This is a genomic window from Winslowiella toletana, assembly GCF_017875465.1.
Classification (GTDB): Bacteria; Pseudomonadota; Gammaproteobacteria; order Enterobacterales; family Enterobacteriaceae; genus Erwinia; species Erwinia toletana.
Genome location: NZ_JAGGMQ010000001.1, coordinates 2,166,706 through 2,189,631, shown reverse-complemented (window position 1 = coordinate 2,189,631; position 22,926 = coordinate 2,166,706). Strand labels below are relative to the sequence as shown.

General features: G+C 51.8%; 25 protein-coding genes. 23 read left to right on the top strand and 2 right to left on the bottom strand.

Annotated elements, in window-relative coordinates:
- The first annotated feature begins 11 nt into the window (after nucleotides 1-11).
- The 4 genes from J2125_RS10280 to J2125_RS10265 all read left to right on the top strand — a co-directional run bounded on the left by J2125_RS10280 (nucleotide 12) and on the right by J2125_RS10265 (nucleotide 2,817).
- Nucleotides 12-272 (top strand): hypothetical protein, encoded by a 261-nt coding sequence (locus J2125_RS10280; RefSeq protein WP_017799633.1) that lies wholly within the window; start codon nucleotides 12-14, stop codon nucleotides 270-272.
- A gap of 315 nt (nucleotides 273-587) precedes the next feature.
- Nucleotides 588-1,346, top strand: a complete 759-nt coding sequence (locus J2125_RS10275; protein WP_017799632.1) for a MerR family transcriptional regulator — start codon at nucleotides 588-590, stop codon at nucleotides 1,344-1,346.
- 548 nt (nucleotides 1,347-1,894) lie between these two features.
- Nucleotides 1,895-2,443, top strand: coding sequence for a TetR/AcrR family transcriptional regulator (locus tag J2125_RS10270; RefSeq protein ID WP_017799631.1), 549 nt, complete (start codon nucleotides 1,895-1,897; stop codon nucleotides 2,441-2,443).
- 59 nt (nucleotides 2,444-2,502) lie between these two features.
- Nucleotides 2,503-2,817 (top strand): helix-turn-helix domain-containing protein, encoded by a 315-nt coding sequence (locus J2125_RS10265; protein ID WP_241763911.1) that lies wholly within the window; start codon nucleotides 2,503-2,505, stop codon nucleotides 2,815-2,817.
- Between the two features lie 15 nt (nucleotides 2,818-2,832).
- Here J2125_RS10265 and J2125_RS10260 read toward each other — a convergent pair whose 3' ends face one another.
- Nucleotides 2,833-3,129, bottom strand: a complete 297-nt coding sequence (locus J2125_RS10260; protein ID WP_017799629.1) for an AzlD family protein — start codon at nucleotides 3,127-3,129, stop codon at nucleotides 2,833-2,835.
- Nucleotides 3,122-3,826: an AzlC family ABC transporter permease gene (locus J2125_RS10255; RefSeq protein ID WP_241763909.1), complete on the bottom strand. Its 705-nt coding sequence runs from the start codon at nucleotides 3,824-3,826 to the stop codon at nucleotides 3,122-3,124. Before J2125_RS10255 ends, J2125_RS10260 begins: the two co-directional genes overlap by 8 nt.
- A gap of 170 nt (nucleotides 3,827-3,996) precedes the next feature.
- On the opposite strand from J2125_RS10255, the gene J2125_RS10250 reads away from it, so the two are divergent.
- The 19 genes from J2125_RS10250 to sicA all read left to right on the top strand — a co-directional run bounded on the left by J2125_RS10250 (nucleotide 3,997) and on the right by sicA (nucleotide 22,924).
- Nucleotides 3,997-4,458, top strand: a complete 462-nt coding sequence (locus J2125_RS10250; protein WP_017799627.1) for an Lrp/AsnC family transcriptional regulator — start codon at nucleotides 3,997-3,999, stop codon at nucleotides 4,456-4,458.
- A gap of 420 nt (nucleotides 4,459-4,878) precedes the next feature.
- On the top strand, nucleotides 4,879-5,733 hold the full coding sequence (locus J2125_RS10245; protein ID WP_338116593.1) for an alpha/beta hydrolase: 855 nt from the start codon (nucleotides 4,879-4,881) through the stop codon (nucleotides 5,731-5,733).
- Nucleotides 5,734-6,145: 412 nt separating this feature from the next.
- Nucleotides 6,146-6,667 (top strand): sugar dehydrogenase complex small subunit, encoded by a 522-nt coding sequence (locus tag J2125_RS10240; protein ID WP_040462263.1) that lies wholly within the window; start codon nucleotides 6,146-6,148, stop codon nucleotides 6,665-6,667.
- 27 nt (nucleotides 6,668-6,694) lie between these two features.
- Nucleotides 6,695-8,284, top strand: a complete 1,590-nt coding sequence (locus tag J2125_RS10235; protein ID WP_017799624.1) for a GMC family oxidoreductase — start codon at nucleotides 6,695-6,697, stop codon at nucleotides 8,282-8,284.
- A gap of 2 nt (nucleotides 8,285-8,286) precedes the next feature.
- Nucleotides 8,287-9,669, top strand: coding sequence for a c-type cytochrome (locus J2125_RS10230; protein WP_017799623.1), 1,383 nt, complete (start codon nucleotides 8,287-8,289; stop codon nucleotides 9,667-9,669).
- Between the two features lie 276 nt (nucleotides 9,670-9,945).
- Nucleotides 9,946-10,743: a helix-turn-helix domain-containing protein gene (locus J2125_RS10225; protein WP_017799622.1), complete on the top strand. Its 798-nt coding sequence runs from the start codon at nucleotides 9,946-9,948 to the stop codon at nucleotides 10,741-10,743.
- Between the two features lie 26 nt (nucleotides 10,744-10,769).
- Nucleotides 10,770-12,377 (top strand): type III secretion system outer membrane ring subunit SctC, encoded by a 1,608-nt coding sequence (gene sctC, locus J2125_RS10220; RefSeq protein WP_241763907.1) that lies wholly within the window; start codon nucleotides 10,770-10,772, stop codon nucleotides 12,375-12,377.
- Nucleotides 12,374-13,507: a type III secretion system gatekeeper subunit SctW gene (gene sctW, locus J2125_RS10215; protein ID WP_017799620.1), complete on the top strand. Its 1,134-nt coding sequence runs from the start codon at nucleotides 12,374-12,376 to the stop codon at nucleotides 13,505-13,507. Before sctC ends, sctW begins: the two co-directional genes overlap by 4 nt.
- 32 nt (nucleotides 13,508-13,539) lie before the next feature.
- Nucleotides 13,540-15,606, top strand: coding sequence for an EscV/YscV/HrcV family type III secretion system export apparatus protein (locus J2125_RS10210; protein ID WP_017799619.1), 2,067 nt, complete (start codon nucleotides 13,540-13,542; stop codon nucleotides 15,604-15,606).
- 14 nt (nucleotides 15,607-15,620) lie between these two features.
- Nucleotides 15,621-16,019: an InvB/SpaK family type III secretion system chaperone gene (locus J2125_RS10205; RefSeq protein WP_017799618.1), complete on the top strand. Its 399-nt coding sequence runs from the start codon at nucleotides 15,621-15,623 to the stop codon at nucleotides 16,017-16,019.
- Nucleotides 16,019-17,299, top strand: a complete 1,281-nt coding sequence (sctN, locus tag J2125_RS10200; protein ID WP_017799617.1) for a type III secretion system ATPase SctN — start codon at nucleotides 16,019-16,021, stop codon at nucleotides 17,297-17,299. The genes J2125_RS10205 and sctN overlap by 1 nt, the downstream gene beginning before the upstream one ends.
- Complete coding sequence (locus tag J2125_RS10195) at nucleotides 17,289-17,735, top strand: hypothetical protein (RefSeq protein ID WP_017799616.1); 447 nt, start codon at nucleotides 17,289-17,291, stop codon at nucleotides 17,733-17,735. Before sctN ends, J2125_RS10195 begins: the two co-directional genes overlap by 11 nt.
- Nucleotides 17,723-18,580, top strand: coding sequence for a SpaN/EivJ family type III secretion system needle length determinant (locus J2125_RS10190; protein WP_017799615.1), 858 nt, complete (start codon nucleotides 17,723-17,725; stop codon nucleotides 18,578-18,580). Before J2125_RS10195 ends, J2125_RS10190 begins: the two co-directional genes overlap by 13 nt.
- Nucleotides 18,577-19,521 (top strand): type III secretion system cytoplasmic ring protein SctQ, encoded by a 945-nt coding sequence (gene sctQ, locus J2125_RS10185; RefSeq protein ID WP_017799614.1) that lies wholly within the window; start codon nucleotides 18,577-18,579, stop codon nucleotides 19,519-19,521. The genes J2125_RS10190 and sctQ overlap by 4 nt, the downstream gene beginning before the upstream one ends.
- Entirely contained in the window at nucleotides 19,511-20,182 is a 672-nt protein-coding gene (locus tag J2125_RS10180; protein ID WP_017799613.1) for an EscR/YscR/HrcR family type III secretion system export apparatus protein, read from the top strand. Before sctQ ends, J2125_RS10180 begins: the two co-directional genes overlap by 11 nt.
- Complete coding sequence (locus J2125_RS10175) at nucleotides 20,182-20,439, top strand: EscS/YscS/HrcS family type III secretion system export apparatus protein (RefSeq protein WP_017799612.1); 258 nt, start codon at nucleotides 20,182-20,184, stop codon at nucleotides 20,437-20,439. Before J2125_RS10180 ends, J2125_RS10175 begins: the two co-directional genes overlap by 1 nt.
- Before the next feature lie 9 nt (nucleotides 20,440-20,448).
- Nucleotides 20,449-21,201: a type III secretion system export apparatus subunit SctT gene (gene sctT / locus J2125_RS10170; RefSeq protein ID WP_017799611.1), complete on the top strand. Its 753-nt coding sequence runs from the start codon at nucleotides 20,449-20,451 to the stop codon at nucleotides 21,199-21,201.
- A gap of 18 nt (nucleotides 21,202-21,219) precedes the next feature.
- Nucleotides 21,220-22,338, top strand: coding sequence for an EscU/YscU/HrcU family type III secretion system export apparatus switch protein (locus tag J2125_RS10165; protein ID WP_017799610.1), 1,119 nt, complete (start codon nucleotides 21,220-21,222; stop codon nucleotides 22,336-22,338).
- 67 nt (nucleotides 22,339-22,405) lie between these two features.
- The gene (gene sicA / locus J2125_RS10160; RefSeq protein WP_017799609.1) at nucleotides 22,406-22,924 is read left to right on the top strand and encodes a type III secretion system translocator chaperone SicA; all 519 of its coding nucleotides are present in this window, start codon (nucleotides 22,406-22,408) and stop codon (nucleotides 22,922-22,924) included.
- Nucleotides 22,925-22,926 lie beyond the last annotated feature (2 nt).

Here is a 22,926-nt window from a genome sequence, read left to right as displayed (position 1 = left end):
GAGGAACTGATTTGCATAATGAAACTGAGTTACGCAGCATTCAGCGCGCGATTGGTGAAGCAACCATTCTGCTTACCGATGAGCGGCAAATACTGAGCAAAAACGCCATAATGGCGAAACTTCAGCAACTGGGTGAAACTGAGTCGGACGACCGACGGGTGTTACTTTACTGGAATGCCCGTAAGCTGCTTGGCTATATCAGAGCCTCGGTCACTGGCGCGACGTTGCCTTCGCATCAGGCTCGCTGGAGCAATGCCGATAACGACTATTAATTGTCGCCTGTCCCACACGCTGGCTGCAACGGCCAGCGTGTTTCCTGCTTCACTGGTGTTCCCCCGCACGTAATCAGTAATAATGCGTGCGCAATTATCCCATCCGTATTACTTTTGCAGATAAATAGCATGTTTTTACTTTTTTATTTGCGTCTCGCAAAATTGTTGCCGCATCTTGTCCTGCTTTCTTAGCAAAGGTTCGAAAACAGTGAAAGTCTGGTGCCATTGGACTGCGTCGCGTTTTCCGGCGAATGTGGATCTTCAGGCTTTTAAACCCATAGCGAGTGGCGGATTGCCGCATGTTCAGGACTGCTCATGCCTCACTTCACAATTGATGTGCTTGCCGACCAGTGTGGCGTAACCCCTGCGAATATCCGTAGCTGGCAGCGCTATGGATTGTTAAAGCCGCATTGCGATGAAAAGGGACACCGTTTTTTTGATCACAGCCATATTACGCGTATCGCGACGATTGTTGCGTGGCTGCATCAGGGGGTGGCGTTAAGCGATATGCTGGGGTTATTTAACGGTGAACTGATTAACCAGAATGCGGGCTGGAGTAGTTGCCAGCAGCAACTGCTGGCGCATTGTGAATCTTTCAAACCGCAAAAACTGCGCGCACTGATCTGGCGCTTTGGGCGTGAAATCCCCCCGGCTATTCTGGTTGATAAGGTGATGCGCCCGCTGCGACTCTGGCTGAATGTCGGTAAACAGCCCCATCTTGATATGCCGCGGGTATTGCTGGATACCGCACTGGTTGAATACGCCACTTTTCTGCTGAACAGCGTACGCAAACGACCGGCGGCAACACTGCTGATTATGGCCTTTGAACTGCAGGACCCGCTTGATCTGTGGCTGGAGGCGATACGTTATGCTGGCGACGGCTTTCGCGTTGAAGTGCTGAGCGGCGCGGTCGCTGATCCGGAGCTAAGCCGGATAGAAGCGGAACATATTATGATCTGGAGCGAGCGCCCTCTCACCGTTACACAGCAGCGACGTTATGACGACTGGCTGGCCAGCGGATATTATGTATTTCTTGCTGGCCCGGGAGCCAGGTGTCTCTCTGCGCCCGATTAAGCACGCAGTCCTTGCCTCAGCAGTCATCCGTACTAAAAATAATTCTGAAATTGCGCCCCGGTACTGGCGTATCGGCATTTTGCGACTAAATTTAAGCAACGTTCATATGGCGGCTGAAATACTAAGCCATATGAAGGTAATTCCTTCTTTATGATTTTGACCGTTTTTCTGTCCGCTTCCCTGTCCGGAGCGGATTTTTTTATCTCTGGCAGAAGCAGCTCGTTTTTTATGCTGCGCCGGCGATCGTCTGCCGCGCAATCAATACCAGTAATGATTAAACAGGATGGAGCTATGTCTTTGCTACGTTATACAAAATGGATTTTGCGTGGCCTGGTGATTGTGGCTTCGCAAAATCTTCCCGAACTCGATTACCCACCGTCGAGTTTTATCATGTATGCCTGAATTGAAGCGCTGTGGCCTGAATCGTGGCCGCAGCTTTTGTGCCCCTCTTTTTTGCCACAATGTGCCCTGGCAGTAATTCTTAACTTACATACCTACCGGTCGGTATGTAATATAACGCATGTTTTTTCCGCAATAATGACCCACTAATGAGTGATAAACCACAAGTTCGTAAAAGACAGCCCGAACTGGTGCGTCAGCAGTTGCTGCAAAGCGCAGCGCGTCTGGCGACGGAACTGGGCGTCGGCGCGGTTACCGTCAGCGCGGTGGCGCAGGCTGCGGGCGTTACTAAAGGGGGATTCTTCCACCATTTCCCCAGCAAGCAGGCGCTGATCGAAGGGTTATTTGATGACATGCTGCAGCAGCTGGATAGCGATATCGACCAGTTTATCGCTGAAGATCCCCTGCCGTACGGCAGCTTTACCCGCGCTTATGTCAAAGTGGCGTTTCTCGATAACCAGCAGGAACGAGGCTGGGCGGCACTGAGTTTTACGATGCTGACGGATGTCGACCTGACGGTGAAGTGGGATAGCTGGCTGGCAAAACGGCTGGAAAAACATCAGCAAACAGACAGCGATGCGCAGCTGGAAGTGATCAGACTCGCCGCTGACGGTGTGTGGCTGGCCTCGTTAGTTCACCGGTCGAAAAAGTTTTGTCATGCCGAATCACAGCTGCTTTCCATGACTCTGGGCGATTAATCGTCCGGGTTTCACAGATACTTTAAAAACCGGAGTGCACAATGTTCAGGGATAATATCGTGTCTGACTTGCTAGTCTGGATTGATGAGAATATCGATAATCGTCTGAAAATTGATGACTTTGTAGAGAAGTCCGGCTATTCAAAATGGCATGTACAGCGTATTTTTCGCGAGACTACCGGCCAGCCATTAGCGGCTTATTGCCGGCAGAAAAGGTTACAGGCGGCAGCGACAATGCTACGCACCCAGCCCGGACCGATCCTCGCGGTGGCCTTATCTCATGGTTTCCCGTCTCATGAAACCTTCCATAAGGCTTTTAAACGGCAGTATGGTATTACGCCGGGTCAGTACCGCGAAAATCATCCCCTGCCGTAGCCGTAGTACGACAACCTAGAGCAGATGACGCAACAGTGCGGCGGAGGTAATGCCAGTCACGACGGTGGGAAGCAGTGAGAAGCGGCTGGCGGCCAGCAGCGTGATAATAATCGCCAGCAGATCTGCCGGTTTATCGGTGGCAAAATAGGGCGCAATAACCGAAATCAGTACACAACCCGGCGCCGCATCCATTACCGCACGGGCGCGCGGCCCCAGTTCACGGTTGCGTAAACCAATATAGCCAATTACCCGTGTCAGCCAGGTCACACTGGCCATCAGAAAAATGGTTAATACAGTGATGCCGCTAATCATGATATTTTTTCTCCGCTAACAGGATGGCGGTAACCACGCCTGACAGCGCGCCGACCGGCACATACCACGCGCCAGGAAACAGATGCCAGGTGGCGGCGGCCATCAGCAGGCTCACCATCCACGGGCGTGCCGCATGGAATCCGCGCCACATGCCGCGCAGCAGTACAAGGAAAATCGCCGGAAACGCCATATCAAAGCCCCACTGGCTGATATCGCCAATCAGCGGGCCGAGCAGCACGCCTGAGGTGGTAAACAGCACCCAGACGATATATAACGCGGCGGAGACGCCAGCATAATAAGGCACGCTAAACGATCGGTTCAGCCCTTGCTGACGGCGTTTCGCGGCATCGGCCATGCCCATCGCCCAGCTCTCATCCGTCATAAAAAACAGCGCGGCGAAAGCTTTATGCGGTGGCAGATGGCGCAAATGCGGCTCAATGGCGGCGCCCATCAAAATATGGCGGCTGTTAATCAGAAAGGTGACCATCATAATTACCAGGATCTGCGGGGGGTGAGTCCAGAGTTCAATCGCCGCCAGCTCTGAACCGCCGGCAAAATTGAGTCCGGTCATCAGCGGTAGCTCAAGGGCGCTAAACCCTCTCTTTGCCGCCTGGGCGCCCAGTACCAGCGCCAGCGGCACCACGCCCAGCAGCATCGGCAAACTGGCGCGTACACCTCGCCAAAACTCTGATTTCATTGTTATATTGCTGGCATCACGCCAGAGCGACCCTGTTAAACTCATATCACCTCCTGATGGAGATGCATTATATGTTTTTTTACGTGAAATTGGGTTGCTAATATGCCAGTGTAAGGTTAACAATTGGCATTTAAATGCCATATTTATGGATATACTGGAATTTATCGCCCATGAGCTTAGATATTATTGATCGCAAAATCCTTAATGCCTTACAGCGCGATGGCCGTATGCAGAATATTGATCTGGCGCGCGAGGTTGGTCTTTCCCCCTCTCCCTGTTTACGTCGGGTAAAACAGCTGGAACAGAGCGGCGTGATTAAAGGCTACGTGGCGCTGGTCGATGGCGCGAAAGTGGAACGCAACGTCACGGTATTCACCCGCGTCTGGTTGTCAAAACAGGATGCAGAAACCGTCGATCATTTTGCCGCGGAAATTATGAAATTACCGCAAGTGGTTGAATGTCATCTGATGGCGGGCGATTGTGATTATCTGTTGCGGGTGATTACCGCCAGCCTTGACGACTATCGCCAGCTGCAAATCAATCATCTGACACGCATTCGCGGCGTATCCAGTATCAAAACGGATATTCCGATGCAGTGTTATAAACAGACCACCGAACTGCCATTGCTGTAAAAAAGAAAGCCCGTGGCGAGATGGGCTGGCGCAGCATTAAAAATGACTTATATTATTCACGTATAATTAACATAACTATTTCCGCTTTGGTCTATGGAAATTGCCAAAAATATGGTGATATAGGGCGGACGTTAATCCTTTCATTCTTTCTCCGTAACACACCGTAATGGCGCAGCCATTGGCAGAAGTGTGCCCGGCGCAGAAATGCTCGCTGAGAGCAATAACGTCAGATAACTGCCGGAATCAACTCTGGCACCTTCTTTGCACCTTACAATAACTTTGCTCCTGTCTCAGTAATGGCCAGGGCGTTTTGCTCGTTGGTGTAATCGCTACAGAGAATGATGGAAATGCAACATGATTAGTCGTCGTCGGTTTTTGTTGGCCACCGGCGCCACTTTGCTGTCTATGAGCACCGGATAAATTTTTGCCAGAGAAGATCTTATTCCGTTATGGCCTGACGACCCACCAGGCGGTGGTGGACCGAGCGGGGATATGCGCATTACCCAGAATGGCTCATGGTTTAATATTGTCAGCCCAACCATTCAACGCTTTAAACCGGAAAATCCCAACGGCGCAGCGGTACTGATCGCGGCCGGTGGCGGCTATCGCTGGATTGGCATGGCGCGTGAAGCCTGGCCGGTGGCGCGCTGGCTGAATCATCACGGTTTTACTGCCTATGTGCTTAGCTATCGCCTGCCCGGTGAAGGCTGGCATGACGGTAAAATGGTGGCGTTGCAGGATGCGCAGCGCGCGATTCGCATGGTGCGGGCGATGGAAAAACAGGTTCACTTGCTGGGCTTTTCTGCCGGTGGCCATCTGTTTGGCATGGCCGCGGCGCGGCCCGATTTCGCCTCGTATGCGCCGCAGGATGAGCTGGATGATATCGTGCCGGGCGTTGATAGCGTCGGGTTGATCTATCCGGTGATTACGCTGGAAGCGCCCTACAATCAGACTGTCACGCACCTCGAGCTGGTCGGGCATAAGGCCAGTGTGGCAGCCGAAGCCAGCTGGTCAGTGCAGAACTATGTCACCAAAGCCTTTCCGCCGCTGTTTATGGCGCATGCGGAGGACGATCATACGGCAAATCCGCATAATGCGATGATCATGAAAGAGACTTGCCGCAGAGCTGGCGTGCCAGTCGAACTGGTGACCATTACTCAGGGCGGTCACGGTTTTGGCCTTGGCCGGGCGGGAACGCCAGCGGCGCTATGGGATGAAGTTTATGCCATCTGGCTGGAGCATCAGCGGCGGCGCGATCCCTGGATGTCGGCGTAGCTGCGCCGACAGCGGGCAGTATGCACCCGGATGATGCAATTATCGGGCATAGTGGGTCTGTTCTGCTATGCCGTTTATCACTATTACTCCTGTAAGCGGTTTAATTTTTTTCGCCGCCCGCGCTAATCTGTTCAGTTGCTAAATTACGTTGTTATTTCCTGCCTGTCTGACCACTTTTACCTCATCCCGTCCATTATTAATCATGATAATTACCGTTATTGCCGATGCTAAACAGCGCGGCGAAAAAAACGGTTGTTAGTTGCGGTTATTAATTAAATTATCTTTTCATTTATTAACTTATCGGGAAATATCCTTACTCTTTGCAACATTTTAAAAGTTAAATATTCTTTACAGAACTTTATAAACAATGTGAGATAAATCACCTTTTATTGTTTCAGTCCAACAGGTCTATATGATAACTCGCAGGCAGGTCCTTATTTCAGGCGCCGCAATGTGTGGATTCGCCGCCCTGACGCCGACGCTGTCATGGGCATCCCTTCCCGCAGCCAATTCTGACCTGAACGTGTTCAGCACCCTGTCAAAATTGTTAACTCGTCGCGCTGCGCTCAGTCAGGTGGTATCGGCACGCGCGCTTCACTGTCTGGCAGCGGAGGATGCTGATTTTATAGTAAAAATGCATGCGCTGACCGATGCGCTGCAGCGCGCCAGTATCACCGATGTTGATCAGTTAAATAATCATCCCATTATGCAAAACCGTCTGGCCAGTGAAGCGATTAAGAAAATCGTATCAGCCTGGTATCTCGGTTTTACCGGTACGCCGGTATCCATGCGCGCTGTCGATAATACCCGTTTTGTGACTTATACCGATGCGCTGATGTATGCCCCGACTATTGATGCCACGGTTATTCCCACTTATTCACGCGGACACACTAATTACTGGACGCAGCCGCCAGCCACAATAAAAAACGATTAATTATTTTATTCTTATGTGAGCAACGCCATGAGCAAACAATATGATGCCGATGTTATTGTGATCGGTTCAGGTGCGCTGGGCAGCAATGCCGCCACCACTCTTGCCCGTAAAGGGAAATCGGTGATTATTCTGGAGGCGGGAGAGAAAATACCGCGCTGGAAAATTGTTGAGAACTTCCGTAATTCGTCCAAAAAAGCCAATTATAATTCGCCTTATCCCAATCAGCCCTGGGCGCATCACTCTTACGACGAACAATATATTGAAAATACCGGGTCGTTTGAATTCCGCCCAGGCATGTTAAAACTGGTGGGCGGCACCACCTGGCACTGGGCATCAGCCTGCTGGCGTTATCTGCCGAACGATATGAAACTGAAATCGCTGTATGGCGTCGGCCGTGACTGGCCAATAGAGTACAGCGAGCTGGAACCCTGGTACGTCAAAGCGGAAGCAGCGCTGGGAGTCTGCGGTAGTGATACCGATGATCAGAGCGGCCAGGGCGGCAGCGCTTTTCCACCGCGTTCGCAGCCCTATCCGATGGAGCCAGAGGGCGAAACCTATCTGTTTCAGCGCCTGAAAAGCCGTATCAGCCCGGCTGGTTATAACTTTATCCATGAGCCTAATGCCCGCGCCACCCGACCCTATGATGGTCGTCCGGCCTGTAGCGGCAATAATAACTGCATGCCGGTCTGTCCGATTGGATCGATGTATAGCGGTGATAAACATGCCCAGCACGCCGAGGATGCGGGCGCCCGGTTGATGACCGATGCCACTGCATGGAAACTGGAAAAAGGGGCGGACAATAAGATTGTTGCCGTCCATATCCGCAGTTCAAAAGGCGAAGATCAGCGCCTGACAGCGAAGTATTTTATTGTGGCGGCCCACGGTCTGGAGACGCCTAAGCTGTTGCTGATTTCTGATGTGGCCAACAGTTCCGATCAGGTAGGTCGCAACCTGATGGATCACACCGGGATGGGACTGCAATTTATTGCTGACGAACCGGTCTGGCCAGGTCGGGGCGCGGTGCAGCAGGGCGGGATTTTTAACTATCGCGATGGTGGCTTCCGTCAGCGTCATGCGGCAATAAAGCATGCAATTTCCAATAACGTTCCCAATATGACCATCGCTCAGCGTCTGATTGCTAAGGGTGTACTGGGCAGTGAGCTGGATAAACAACTGCGCCACCAGGCCGCGCGCTGGGTGGATATCTCCACGGTATTTGAAATCCTGCCCCATGCCAGCAATACCGTGCGTCCCAGCACCACGCGCAAAGATGCGCTGGGTATTCCGATGCTGACGGTGAATTACGAAGTCGATGATTATGTGAAAGCCGCCAAACTGGTGGTTGATGCCGACTATAAAAAGTTTGTCAGCCTGATGGGCGGCACGGTTATCGAAGATAACACTGGCTGGCAAAACCGCGACCATTTAATGGGAACGGTGATTATGGGTGATAAGGCGCAGGACTCTGTAGTGAATCACGAGTGCCGCAGCTGGGATCACAGCAACCTGTTCCTCGCCACTACCGGTGTTATCCCGGCATCCGGCGTGATCAATCCAACCCTGACGGGTGTTACGCTCAGTATTCGTGCAGCAGAAATTATTGATCGGGAGATTTAACCATGAAGATCTCGCACAACATTCTGCTCACTACACTACTGCTGGCCGGATGGGGCGCCGCTGCTGCCGAAAGCGCTGATCAGCAGGCGTTAATCAAGCGTGGTGAATATCTGGCGGTCGCTGCAGATTGCGGCGCCTGTCACCGCCAGACCAGCGAAGATGGCGCCCCTTTCGCCGGCGGATATGCCATCGATTCGCCGATGGGACGCATTATCGCCAGCAATATTACGCCGTCAAAGCAGTATGGCATCGGGAATTACAGTGAGCAGCAGTTTGCTGATGCACTGCGCAAAGGCGTCGCTGCGGATGGCAGTAATCTCTACCCGGCGATGCCTTATACCGCATATCAGGGGATGACCGATCAGGATGTGCATGCCTTGTATAGCTATTTTATGCATGGCGTAAAACCGGTTGAGAGCGCACCGTCCGCCCGTACCGAGTTAAGTTTCCCGTTTAATATTCGCCAGATTATGTGGGGCTGGAATCTGCTTTACCGCAATGATAAGCCGTTCGCCAGACAGGCTGAGTTAAGCGAACAACTTAATCGCGGTAAATATCTGGTCGATGTCCTCGCGCATTGCAGCACCTGCCATACGCCACGCAATCTGATGATGGCGGAAGACAGCAGCCGCTATCTGTCCGGTAGCCCGTTGGGTGGCTGGTATGCCCCCAATATCACCCCCGATAATAGCGGTATTGGCGACTGGAGCCAGGGCGATATCGCCGCTTATCTGAAGACCGGCCATCTGGCAGGCAAAGCACAGGCTGCTGGCCCGATGGCTGAGGCGGTGGAGCACAGTTTCCGCTATCTGGGTGATGACGATCTGAATGCCATCGCGGCGTGGATGAAGCATATCCCTGCCATTAATACACCGCAGGCAAGCCGGTCAGCGGCTCCACCCGCGGTTGATATTAACCAGGTGGTTAGCGGGCAGGGCGATCAGGCATCGCTGGCGGACAGCCACTCCACCCATGGCGCGGAGCTGTATAATGGCGCCTGCGCCAGCTGTCACGGGCTTGAAGGCCAGGGAACGCGCGATAATTTCTATCCATCGCTGACTCACAATAGCGCGGTTTCGGCTGCGACGGCGCAGAATCTGGTGATGACCATTGTCGACGGTATTCATCGTAAAGGGAGTGACAGTGATGTCGGCATGCCAGCTTTTGGCCAGCAGTTAAATGATGCCCAAATTGCAGCGGTAACCCAGTATGTCCGCCGCCACTTTGCCGGTATTGATCAGAATATTAGCGCCGAACAGGTGACCACGCTGCGCAACGGTGGTGAGGCGCCGTTTATTGTGCGTTATATCAATTATCTGATCGCTGCGGGTGTGATTGTCGCCATCATCATACTGCTGTTAATTGTACGCATGCGCAGGAAATAACCGCCAGCCACCACCTGTCGTCACGATCGCCTGTGGGATATCGTGACGACTTTTTGGGCGTTTAATATAAATCCACTTCCCCGTAAATCACTATCCTGTCCTCCTGCCCAGCTGAAAATCGATTTCTGTTGTACTCAAAACCATTGAACGCGCCAAAGGATATTTAATCAAATATTCATCATGCTTGGTTTGCCCTGCCCCGGGATAATGAATAGAAAACGGGTGCATTGCGCCGTCGCCAATGGCCTGGCGAATTACCAATAATGCTTTCAGCGGATGTCAGATAAAAAGGACTTAGATGCGATGTGTGCGGACGATTTTTTGTCTCCGGTAACCTATTCAGCAGGTGATGAACTGTCGGCGGGCACTACGCGTCTATTCTGGTTTGAAGCCGGGGCAGAGCAAGGCTGCGAAATAATCATTAACCAGCAAGATGAAGATATTCGTTTTAATTTAACCGGCGGCGAAGCGGGAATGTTTGCGGTTAAAAGTAAAAAAATGCTGATTAAAGCGGGCAGTGTCAGCGGCGTGGAAGTCAATGTGATCGCCATGGCGAAGTTACAGGCTTTTATTGATGCCGGAAGCCGCGCGGTCGGAAAAACCAGAAAGCGGGAGACGCTATTTGGCTTCAGTCATTGCAAACGCCCACAGCAACTGTCATGGAAAAAATTCGAATACTGGCTAATTAGTCAGAGCGTAAAGAAATGCCCGGGGATGGATAATATTGTTCAGCTTATTCGCGATAATGAGTGCTACTGGATTGTGAATTATTTGCTGACCCACTCGGATGAGTATAAATCCCTGCGTGAAATTGGCGGGCGCTATGGGCTGTCCGTATCGCATTTCCGCCGTTTAAGTAAGTCAGCGTTAGGCAATACAGCAAAAGTTGAAATGTGTGACTGGCGTCTGATTCGCGCCATCCTCGATATTATGGGGGATGAACAAAATCTGACGGCCATTGCGATGAAGCACGGTTACGCTTCGTTATCGCATTTTTCCGGAGATGTGAAAAACCGCTTTGGCATTCCGCCACGTGATCTAAAAAAGATGATCAACTGCGAGCTGCTTAAATGACGCGTGCCTGCTGGTTGGGGCCATTAATGGCTTTTTCACTGATGTATGGCGGTCTGACATCTGCGCTGCCGCTGGCGTCGGACAGTGAAGAGAGTGCTCAGGGCTATGTGGCGGCAAAAGATAGTGTGAAGCAATTTTTTGAAGCGCTTTCCGCCAGAATGAAAAAACCGGTGATTGTCAGTAATCTTGCGGCAAAAAAGAAAATTAGCGGTAATTTCGATTTTTCTGCTCCGCAACGCCTGCTGGAGACCATCACCAGCAATATGGGGCTGGTGTGGTATTTCGATGGTAATACGCTCTATATTTTTGACGCCAGTGAGTTAAAAAATGGCGTGATCAGGCTAAAAAATAGCTCAGTGGCAGAGGTTAAGCAGTTTCTGGTCTCTGCGGAACTGTACGATGAACGTTATCCGTTACGCAGTGAAGCGGGCAGCCAGACTTTTTATCTCTCCGCTCCACCGGTCTATTTCGATCTGGTGTTAAAAACCGCCGCCAATCTTGATCAACTGGCGGTGCAGGAGACGGATGCCAGTAGCCTGATGGCGATACCGCTTTATAACAGCTTTGTTGAAGACCGAAAATATCGTTATCGCGATGAAACTATTACCATTCCCGGCGTGGCGTCGGTGATTCGCTCTCTGACCGCTAACGGTATGGCGATGGCGACATACCAGACGGATGATACCGATGAGCAGGAAGAAGAGCAGGGCGCAGATAGCGCTGCGCCCGTTGCTGTACCAAAGCGCTGGCCCATCGGCTCGCCAGCTGACAGCAGGATTCTGGTGATCGCTAATCCGGATAATAACAGCCTGCTGGTAAGGGGGGAGCCGGAACAGCTGAATAATATCAAGCGGCTGGTCAGCATGCTGGATGTACCGAAACGACATATTGAAATGTCGGTATGGATTATTGATCTGCACAAAGATGAGCTGGAGCAACTCGGCGTGTCATGGCGCGGTTCGGTTAGTTTAGCCGGTCAGTTTGGCGTGTCGCTGAATGGCGGCGTCTCCAGTACGGTTGACGGCGCCAGCTTTATGGCCGGAGTAATGGCGTTGTCACAGCAGAATCGCGCCAATATCGTGTCGCGCCCGATGCTGTTGACGCAGGAGAACGTGCCGGCGATTTTTGACAACAGTCGCACCTTTTATACCCGGTTGATTGGCGAGCGCTCGACCAGTCTGGAACATGTGACCTATGGCACCTCCCTCAGTGTGCTGCCGCGCTTTTCCGATGGTGAGGAGATTGAAATGATGCTTAGCGTCGAAGATGGCAACGAATATCGCCGGGAAGGCAGCAGTGAGAACAGCATCCCGGATGTGGGGCGCACCAATATCAGCACCGTGGCGCGGGTGCCAAAGGGGAAAAGCCTGCTGATTGGCGGCTATACGCGCGATGAAAACAGCCATCTGTATCAGGGCGTTCCCGGGCTGAAAGATATCCCGCTGATTGGCCGCCTGTTCAGTTATCGCCAGCAGCGTAGTGCAAATATGGTGCGAGTATTTTTGATCCAGCCTAAAGAGATCGATGCGGTTAACGGCCCCGACGGTAACCGGCTGATCAGAGACCTGCGTAACAAACCGGCTCAGGATCAGCTGTTTGACTGGATGAACAACTTTCTGGATGCGCAGCGGTGACTGACGCCCTCTCTGCGACGGGTGCGCTGCCAGCGGAGATCGTGCGCCCGGGCCGGGCGTCAGGCAATAAAAGCGTACTCAGCGCTAATCTGCTTAAACCGTTGACCAATGAGAGCCGCGTGCCGGCGCCGACAGCTGAGGATGACGGCAACATTGTCACGGCGGAGAAATTTCTCGCTTCTGTTGATGAACTGAGCGCGCTGGTGGCGGGGCTGAATAACCGGCGCACCAGAGAGAGAAGCAACGATTTTTACGCGACGGCGGAAGTATATGAATTGCTTGAGGACGATCCGGGCGCAAAGCTGGATTCGTTATGGCGAATTCTGCGAGTGTCGGGAATAAACAATATTGCACTGCTGTTGCAGCAGCTTAAAGCGCTGTTTCCGGATGTCAGCGATCGCGTGGTGGCGTTACGGCAGATGCTCAGGCAGCGCAACCTGGCCGAAACAGAGCGTGGGCTGATTGAGCAGGCGATAACCACGCTTATCGAGAGCGAAAATCCAAAACGTCTGAAGTCTGGCATTAATGTGGCGCTTAAAGCGCGTCTGTTTGGTAAAGAACTCAACCTTTCACCGGCGGTAATCAGAGAGAGTTATCGCCATTTTATTGAAAGCGAGGAAACTGAACGTGAAATCTATCTGCATTGGGTACTGATGTTTGGTGGCAATCGCCGCCATATAGTGATTAATTTTATGGAAAGCGCGGTGCTGGCCGATATGAATTCCAGCGATCCAGGATGTAGCGCAGCGGAATTTGGCGAGCTTTTAGGGCGCCTGACGCAAATAAAGATTATCCGATCCAGCGACCACTTATTTATTAAGTGCGCCAGTCATGACAAATTTATTGGCCAGTTTGCCATTAGCGAAGATCAGTGGCTGCTGTTTCTGTTACCGCTGCTGAAAGAGGGCGATTTGCTGTATCAGCAACTGGAACAGCTGGCGGGCGGGGTGGTCATGCGGCAACCAACCCGCAGGAAAGTCAGCTTTGTGCAGAAAATCTATAAATTTATCGCCGCGTTTCCGACGCAGATTTATGACTGTGATGACCAGCAGGAGATATTACACCAGCATTTTATTACGTTAATTGATCATGGTTACAGCCAGGAGCTGGCGGAAGGCCGGGGTCATTAACTGTTATTCAATGGAGAGACCAGGTAACTGACATGGTTAACGATTTTATCATCCAGCTGAGAAAACATCCGGAACTGTTTATTCTGTTATTGGTAGTAATCATTATTGCCATGCTGGTTATTCCGTTACCTACCTATCTGATCGATTTTCTGATTGGTTTAAATATTGTTATCTCAGCGCTGGTATTTCTCTCTTCGTTTTATATTGACCGAATTCTGAGCTTTTCTTCCTTCCCGGCAGTACTACTGATCACCACACTATTTCGTCTTGCGCTATCGATCAGCACCAGCAGGCTGATTCTGAATGATGCGGATGCCGGAGAAATTATTGCCACCTTTGGCCTGTTTGTTATTGGCGACAATCTGGTGGTGGGATTTGTGATTTTCGCCATCGTCACCATTGTGCAGTTTATGGTGATAACCAAAGGGGCCGAGCGCGTGGCGGAAGTGGCCGCCCGCTTCTCGCTGGATGGCATGCCGGGCAAGCAGATGAGTATTGATGCCGACCTGCGCGCCAATACGATTGATGCTGACGAGGCAACACAGCGCCGCAGTATTCTGGAAAAAGAGAGCCAGTTATATGGCTCGTTTGATGGCGCGATGAAGTTTATTAAAGGGGACGCCATCGCCGGTATTCTGGTGATTTTCGTTAACTTTATTGGCGGGATAAGCGTGGGGGTTAACCAGCATGGCATGGATATGTCGACGGCGCTCTCCACCTACACCATGCTGACCATTGGCGACGGTCTGGTGGCGCAAATTCCCTCGCTGCTGATTGCCATCAGCGCCGGTTTTATTGTTACCCGGGTAGGCGGCGAAGGCGACAATATGGGGATCACCATGATGTCGCAGCTGGTGAATAACCCCTTTGTGCTGGCGATTGCCGCGATTATCGCGATGGCGATCGGTTTTCTGCCGGGCTTTCCGCTAATGATCTTTACGCTGCTGGCGCTGATCCCCGGCGGCCTGTTTTTCATCAAATGGCGCGAGGCGCGGCAACACGACGGCGGCGGCAAAGCAGCCAGCCATAAGCAGGGCGCTGAAACGGACGATGAGAGTAAATCTGATCCCGCAGCCGCCACTCAGCTCGGGCTGATTGACGACCTTGATCAGGTTACGCCAATCACTATCCCGTTTATTGTGCGCGCCAGCCCTCAGGCCTGTGAATATCTTAACCAGCTTGACGCCGCCGGACGTTTTCGCAGTCAGTTTTTTGTCGACTACGGCATTCATCTGCCAGCGATTGTTATCCGGGCGGCAGAGAATCAGCCGCCGGATAAAGTGGCGTTGCTGATTAATGAAATTCAGGCGGAACAGTTCGATATTTTGTTTGAGCAGGTCACGGTGGTCAATGTCACGGATGAGCTGGCTCAGCTGGGCATCGACTGCGTCACTGCCAGCGGTGCGGTTTGGGTAGCGCAGGATCAGCGTCAGATGTTAAGCGAACTGGGTTACCACACCCGTACGCCGGTGGATGAACTCTACTACTGCATCGCCAACACGCTGGTACGCAATGTCAGTGAGTATTTTGGCGTGCAGGAGACCAAAAGTCATATTGATAAGCTGGAAAAAGATTATCCCGATCTGATTAAAGAGGTGATGCGTCATATCACAGTGCAGCGCGCCTCAGAAGTGATGCAGCGGCTGCTGGGAGAAAAAATCTCAGTACGTAATACCAAACTGATAATGGAGTCACTGGCGGTCTGGGCGCCGCGCGAGAAAGATGTGATTACGCTGGTTGAACATGTGCGCACCGCACTTTCCCGTTATATCAGCCATAAGTTTGCCGTCGGCAATTCACTGAAGGCGGTGTTAATTTCCGCCGAAATGGAAGAGACCCTGCGTCAGGGGATCCGCACTACCGCGACCGGCTCCTTTCTCAATCTGGAGCCAGTTATTTCCGAAAAAATGATGGACACTTTTACCCTTGGGCTTAGCGATATTCTGATGTCACAGAAGGACTACGTCATTCTGGCGTCAGTCGATATCAGACGCTTTGTGAAACGTTTTCTGGAGAATAAATTCAAAAATCTTGAAGTGCTTTCGTTTGGCGAGATTTCCGAAGGCATTTCAATTGATGTCATCAAATCAATTCAATAATAAAGGACCCGCACATGGATATTGATATTGCCACACTGGTTCGTGAATCGCTTCGTGCTGGCGGATGCGATGCCTCGCTGCTTAACAACTTTGATGGCCATTCCACTATTTTGCTGGATTTTGACGGTCTGTCCGGAATTTTAATCAGTGTGGTTGATAAACAGGTGGTGCTCTGGTCGCAGCTTTGTGACTACAACCGGCATGTGCTATCTCAGGTGGCGGACCGGGTGCTGGAGCTGTTAATGGAGCCAGTTAAGTACTCGGTGACGGGCCAGCTGCAGATCGCCAGGGAAGAGAATGTCACGGTGCTGAAGTGCGTACTGGAACAGGATTGCCTGAATGAAGCGATGTTTGGTGATGCGCTGGAAACCTTTTATCTGAGCCTGCAGAAATATTGTGAGGTGCTGCGTTAATGCTGGTGCGCTATCAGGCACATCCGCTGCGCGTTACCGGGCCGATTGTGGAGGCCCGCCTTAGCGGCGTCAGAATTGGTGAAGTGTGTCATGTGCATCGCAGCGACAGTGACAGCACGGTAGTGGCCAGGGCGCAGGTACTGGGCTTTGAGCGTGACTCCACGCTACTGAGCCTGATTGGTTCTGCAGAAGGGCTGTCGCGTGACATGGTGATCAGCCCTACCGGCCATAGCCTGATGATCGAGGTGTCGGAAAATCTTGCCGGTACGGTGCTTACTCCATCCGGCGAGGTGATCGAGCGCCTCTCTCCGCCGGGCGACAGCGTGCAGGTTGAGCGTCGTCAGGTATATGCCGCGCCGCCTTGTTGGGATCAGCGGCGTGGTATTAGCGAATTGCTGACCACCGGTGTCCGCGCCATTGACGGTCTGCTCACCTGCGGCGTGGGCCAGCGTATGGGCATTTTTTCTGCCGCCGGATGCGGTAAAACCACGCTGATGCAGATGCTGATAAATAATGCTGAGGCCGGGATGGTGGTGGTGGCGCTGATTGGCGAGCGTGGGCGTGAAGTTACCGAATTTGTTGAGGCGCTGCGTGGTATGGAGAGCAAATCGCGCTGCGTGCTGGTGTATGCCACCTCTGACTACCCGGCGCTGGATCGGGTAAATGCTGCGGCGTCAGCGATGACCATCGCCGAATACTTCCGCGATCGTGGCATTGACGTCCTGCTGTTTATCGACTCGATTACGCGCTATGCACGCGCCTTACGTGATGTCGCGCTGGCTGCTGGCGAGCCGCCAGCACGGCGTGGATTTCCGGCTTCGGTATTTGAAAAACTGCCTGCATTGCTGGAAAGGCCGGGCCGCACCCGGGATGGCAGTATCACGGCTTTTTTCACTATCTTGCTGGAAAACGAAGAGGAGTCCGATCCGGTCGCCGAGGAAGTACGCTCGATCATTGACGGTCATATTGTGCTGAGCCGCAAGCTGGCCAGTAAAAACCACTATCCCGCCATTGATGTGCTGCACAGTATCAGCCGTGTCAGCCAGCGTGTCACCAGCGCTCAACATCAGAGGATCGCCAGCGATCTGCGCGATCTGCTGGCGAGGATTGAAGAGTTACAGGTGCTGATTGATTTCGGCGAATATCAGCCGGGGATCAACCCTGCCAACGATAAGGCGTTCAACGCCATTGAGGAGATTCGCCGCTTTCTCTGCCAGTCGCAGCAAGGGAAAGAGGAGATCACGGATACGCTGATAAGGATGCAACGTATTGTTAACTAATATCAATATCATTATTCGTCGCTGCGAACAGCGGGTGGTGGATAAGGAGAGTGCACGGCAAAAAGCGCAGACCAGCGCCGAAACCACCGGAACGGAGATTGCTGGCGCGCAGCAGCAGCGTCAGTTGCTGCAACAGCATCTGGCATCGCTGACGATTGCCGGTGAAACCACACTCGAAGCGATTCTGGAAAATAAGTCGCGTCAGGGGGCGCTCCAGCGCAGGCTGGCGGATATTGATCTGCTGCTGGCCGATAAACATCAGCAGCTGGAGCAGCAGAGACAGCAACTCGGCATCCTCAAAGAACAGCGCAATATATTGCAGCGCAAAGTGGACAAAATCACCAGCCAGTTACAGCGCCGACAGAAACAGCAGCAGCAGAGCAGGCAGCGTCAGTATGAGACGGAAACAGAGGAGCAGTTAAATTGGCAAATATAAATGCCGCCGCCGTGGCGCGATCCCTGCTGCCTGCCGTTGAATCTGGAAATGGCGATGCAGGTGAACTGGATAAGCAGCTGGAAAAAGCCTGGCGGCAGCAGCCTGAAGACCTGCTGCCGACGGGATGGACGCTACCACAACCGATACCTGCAGTGGAGAAACCGCCTGTGGCGCTGAATCAGTCGATGCTAAAGCATGATGCTGAGAACACAACGGCGTTAACGGCTGGTACGCCAGCGTTCAGCCATCAGCCGGTACGACAACAGCTGCCACTGACGCGCCGTCGTGAGCCAGCGATGGTCAGTATCTCGCCGCCGTTACAGGGGATCACTCCACCGCCTGCAGTCACGGCGCGTCCGCTGCCGGCATTGGCCCCCCACAGCAGCGACCTGCCCTTAAGCCGCGAACGGCCTGAAGCGGGAATCGAAGATAAGCCACTGCCGGATGACCAGCGTATGGTGCCGATCCCCGCCGCATGGTCGGGTAAAGCAGATCCTCAGCCGTGGATAAAAAACGATCTGCTGCCGATGCCCGCCGCTCAGCACAAGGCGCCGCTGCCGACGCCACCTGTGGCAAAGCCTGCGGCCAGTGCGGATGGACAGCATCGTATTAACTACACCTTTACTCAATGGGGCAGCGAACACCGGGTGCAGCTGACGGCAGTCCGTGACGGCAATCAGCCGCTGGTGGTGGCGATGAATCCTTCTGACCCGCTAGTCAGCCGTCGTTTACAGGAGGCGATAATCAGCTATGCGCCCGCTGCAAAAGTGATTCTTGATGATGAAACCACGGGGGACCCGCGGCGTAATAAACCGGAATCGCCCTTTGCCGAGGATGACGAATGAAAACGCTGCCGCTTCGGCATTACGATGCGGCCAGTTCAGGGTTGCAATTGATCTGTCGTCACTGGCAGGCGTTGGGCATGCCTGCTCTGATGTGCTGTCCGCCGCCAGGCGCCGTACTGGCGCAGGCGACCAGTGTCGGCGGTAGCAAATTACTGGTCGATCTGCGCGCCTGGTTTGGCCAAAGCCTGCCGGAAAAAAGCGGGTTGCGCGCCGATCTTATTTCTGCTGATGAAATCAGGGATCTGTTTCACTACAGCGGCGCGTCACTCCATCTGAACCTGCCTGGCGAAGCAGCAGAGCCGTTATCGATCTCCTCGCTGGTGGCATCTGCGGATTATTACGGTCGCCCGTTGCCGGTGGTCAGCACCAGTTGTGGTGATGGCTGGTTGCTTCAGGTGGCGGAACGCTATCGCTGCCAGCTCAGTCAGCGTCTGCCATCACTGCTGCATGACGCCATCCCACTGCGGCTGGATTTTATGGTTGGCAGCAGCATGTTAAGCCTGCGTCACGTACGCAAACTTGAAAGCGGTGATGTACTGCTGATTAATCAGCTCGCTGAACGGGTAATGATTGGCGGCAGGAGCGTGGCAACCTATCGACAACAGGATGACTATTTTATGCTGGAAGATATCTATAACGACATGGATGAACCGGATTATTTCCTCGGGCAGCACGACCATAAAGCGACAGAGCAGCAGCGCATTGGCATCAATAATATTCCGCTGCAGCTGACTTTTATTATTAATCAAATGACGCTGACGCTGGATGAATTATCGGCGCTGCATACTGGCGATGTGCTTCCTGCCGGTGACGGCGGTGAAAACAGTATTATGATTTACGCCAATGGGACATTACTGGCGAAGGGCGAGCTGGTGATGGTTGATGAGCGGCTGGGGGTGGAAATTCAGAGCCTGTGTAATGAGGCGCAGTATGGAAAATGATATTTCGCTGATTGCGGTATTGACGCTGGCGTCGCTGGCCCCGTTTCTGATTGCCTGCGGCACCAGTTATATCAAATTTTCCATCGTCTTTGTTATGGTGAGAAACGCCATTGGTTTACAGCAAATTCCGTCAAATATCACCCTGAATAGCGTGGCTTTTGTCCTCTCGGTATTTGTGATGACGCCGGTAATGAAAGAGGGATATAACCACTTTAAAAACCAGCCGATCGATCTTAGCAGCGCCGAAACCATCGAGGCGTGGCTTGATACTGGTTTTACTGGTTATAAGCACTATTTGCAGAAATACAGCGACCGCGACCTGGCGCAATTTTTTGAGCAGGCGCAGCGTCAGCGTGACGGCGAACTGCAGGATGAGGACGATGCGCCTACGCCCTCGCTGTTTGCTCTGCTGCCGGCTTATGCATTAACCGAAATCAAAGATGCATTTAAAATCGGTTTCTATATCTATCTCCCGTTTGTAGTTATCGACCTGTTGATCTCCAGTATTTTGCTGACCCTCGGCATGATGATGATGAGTCCGGTCACCATCTCGGTGCCGATTAAGCTGCTGTTATTTGTCGTAATGGACGGATGGACGCTGATCTCAAAAGGTCTGCTGCAACAGTATCTTGATATTGGCCTGGTCGGAGCGGTTAACTGATGAATGAAGTGATTCTGGCCGGAAATAAAGCCATCTGGCTGGTGTTAATTCTCTCTGCGGCGCCGGTTATGGTGGCGACAATTATTGGACTGCTGGTGGGGCTGTTCCAGACGGTGACACAACTGCAGGAACAGACCCTGCCTTTTGGCATTAAGCTGCTCGGCGTCTGTGTCTGTCTGTTTTTATTATCCGGATGGTATGGCGAAACATTACTGGCGTACGGCAGGGAAGTGATCTGGTTCGCCCTGAAAGGGTAATGGCAAACGATGCAAACCAATCTCTATTTTGAGCTGAACAACAGCTTTTTTATGGTGATGCTGGGCTCTGCCCGCCTGTTGCCGCTGTTTATTCTGCTACCCTGGCTAAGCCAGTCGACCCTGACCGGATTATTTAAATTTCCGCTGGCCTTCCTGCTGGGCGCCTCACTCTGGCATGTGCCCGGCGTGCTGGTGGCGGAGCTGGAATTGATGGTGTTCACCGGGCTGATGATCAAGGAGGTGGTGATTGGGCTGCTGATTGCCATTCTGCTTTGTCTGCCATTCTGGACCATGCATGCGGTAGGCAGTCTGATTGATAACCAGCGCGGCGCCACACTCAGTAGTACCTTAAATCCGCTAAGCGGCATCGACACCTCGGAACTGGCCAATCTGTTTAATCTGCTGGCGGTGGTGATTGTCCTTGAAGCGGGCGGCGTACTGACATTTCTGCAGGTGCTGAAGCAAAGTTACCAGCTCTGGCCGCCGCTCTCCAGCGCGATACCTGGCACAGAGCAGATGGCCCGGTATGTTGGCGAGTTGATGAAGCAAGGGTTGCGGCTTTCGGCACCGGTACTGACTATTTTTCTGATAAGTGAATTTTTTCTCGGCCTGCTCGCCCGCTATACGCCGCAGATGAATGCTTTTTCGCTGGCATTAACCCTGAAAACGCTGATCGGTTTTATGGTGCTGTTGCTCTACTTCTCTCCGGTGCTGCCTTCCGAGGTGCTCAGACTGGAAACGATTTTCTTTCCACTACGCTGACGTCAGGCGGCAACCCTTATGTCTACCAGCAAAACAGAAAAACCGACGGATAAAAAGAAGCGCGATGCAGCAAAGAAAGGGCAGACCTTCAAAGGTAAGGATCTGATCATTACCTGTCTGACATTGGTGGGGATTGAGGTGGTGCTCAATTTTACCTCGCTGCGCGCGTTCTCCGACCTGTTGCAAATGGTGGTTGAGCGGCAGTATCACTTCACGATGCATGGCTATATTTTGCAATGCGTGTGGTTCGGGCTGAAAATATTGTTGCCGGTACTGGCGCTCTGTATTGCCGCTTCTTTTTTACCCGGAATTTTACAAACTGGCATGCGACTGGCGACCAAAATACTTAAGCTTAACTTTGCGGCGCTAAACCCGATTAAAGGCTTTAAAAAAATCTTTAATCTGCGCAACCTGAAAGATTTAATTAAAGTACTGCTGTATCTGGCCTGCTTTGTTTTCGCTACGCTGGTGTTCTGGCAGGAGAACCGCGCGCTGATTATCAGTCTGGTGTATGCCGAACCCGATAGGCTGTTTAAAGTCTGGGGACAGCTGATGCATTCACTGCTGGTGATATTTATCGCCTCTATTTTCACTATTATTCTGATTGATTGTGTCGCTGAGTATCTGCTGTATATCAAAGAGCTTAAAATGGATAAAAAAGAGGTGGACAGAGAGTCAAAAGAGATTAATGGTAATCCGGAAATCAAAAAGAAAAGGAAGTCGCTGCATCAGGAACTGTTATCGGAAGAAACCAAAAATGATATTAAAAAATCCAATGCAATTATCGCTAATCCGAAACATATTGCGGTTGGTATCTATCTTAATGCGGAAATTGCGCCGATTCCCTTTATCTCGGTGCTGGAAAAAAATCAGCGCGCCTTGGCGGTACGCCGTTATGCCGAAAAAGTCGGCGTGCCGGTGGTGGAAAATGTGCAGCTGGCGCGTGAAATTTACCATACTCACCAAAAATACACTTTTATTAGTGTCGAGAAGTTTTCTGAGGTAATGGAAATTCTGGTCTGGTTACGTCAGGTAGAGAGAAAGTGGCAAACGGATAATAGCGTAAGCAATGAAAAATCACCTGCGCCAGAGCAACCCTCCGGCAGCCACGCTGATGGTGATGAGCGTTCTTTGTGAGCAGAAATTCAACAAATTTGCTTCAATAAACCCATTCGTCATGGATGATTTAACGTAAGGAAGAGACATGACTCAGGAAAACGAGACAATCCATGAAGCTGAAATGTGTTCCATGCTACTGGAGTATGTTCAGCAAGGTGTGTTACTAAAAGATTTGCAGGGTATTCCTGATGATACCATGGAAGATATTTATGCCCATGCCCATCATTTTTATTATCAGGGGCGTCTCGATGAGGCCGAACACTATTTTAGTTTATTGTGTATGTATGACTTAAAAAACCCCGACTATTTTATTGGTCTCGGAGCAGTGAATCAGCTGAAGAAGAAGTATCAGAAAGCCTGCGATCTCTATTCACTGGCTTATATTCTGGCGAAAGAAGATTACAGTCCTATATTTTATGGCGGTCAATGTCAGTTATTAATGGGCGATGTAATTAAAGCATTGCAGATGTTCGAAGTAGTGATAAAGAAATGTCCTGATCAGGAACTGGTAAAAAAAGCACGCGTCTATTTTGAAACCATTAAGAAAAATCGTTCGTTATTAAGAAAAGATAATACAACAGACCAGGAACTTAAGGAGACCTGAGC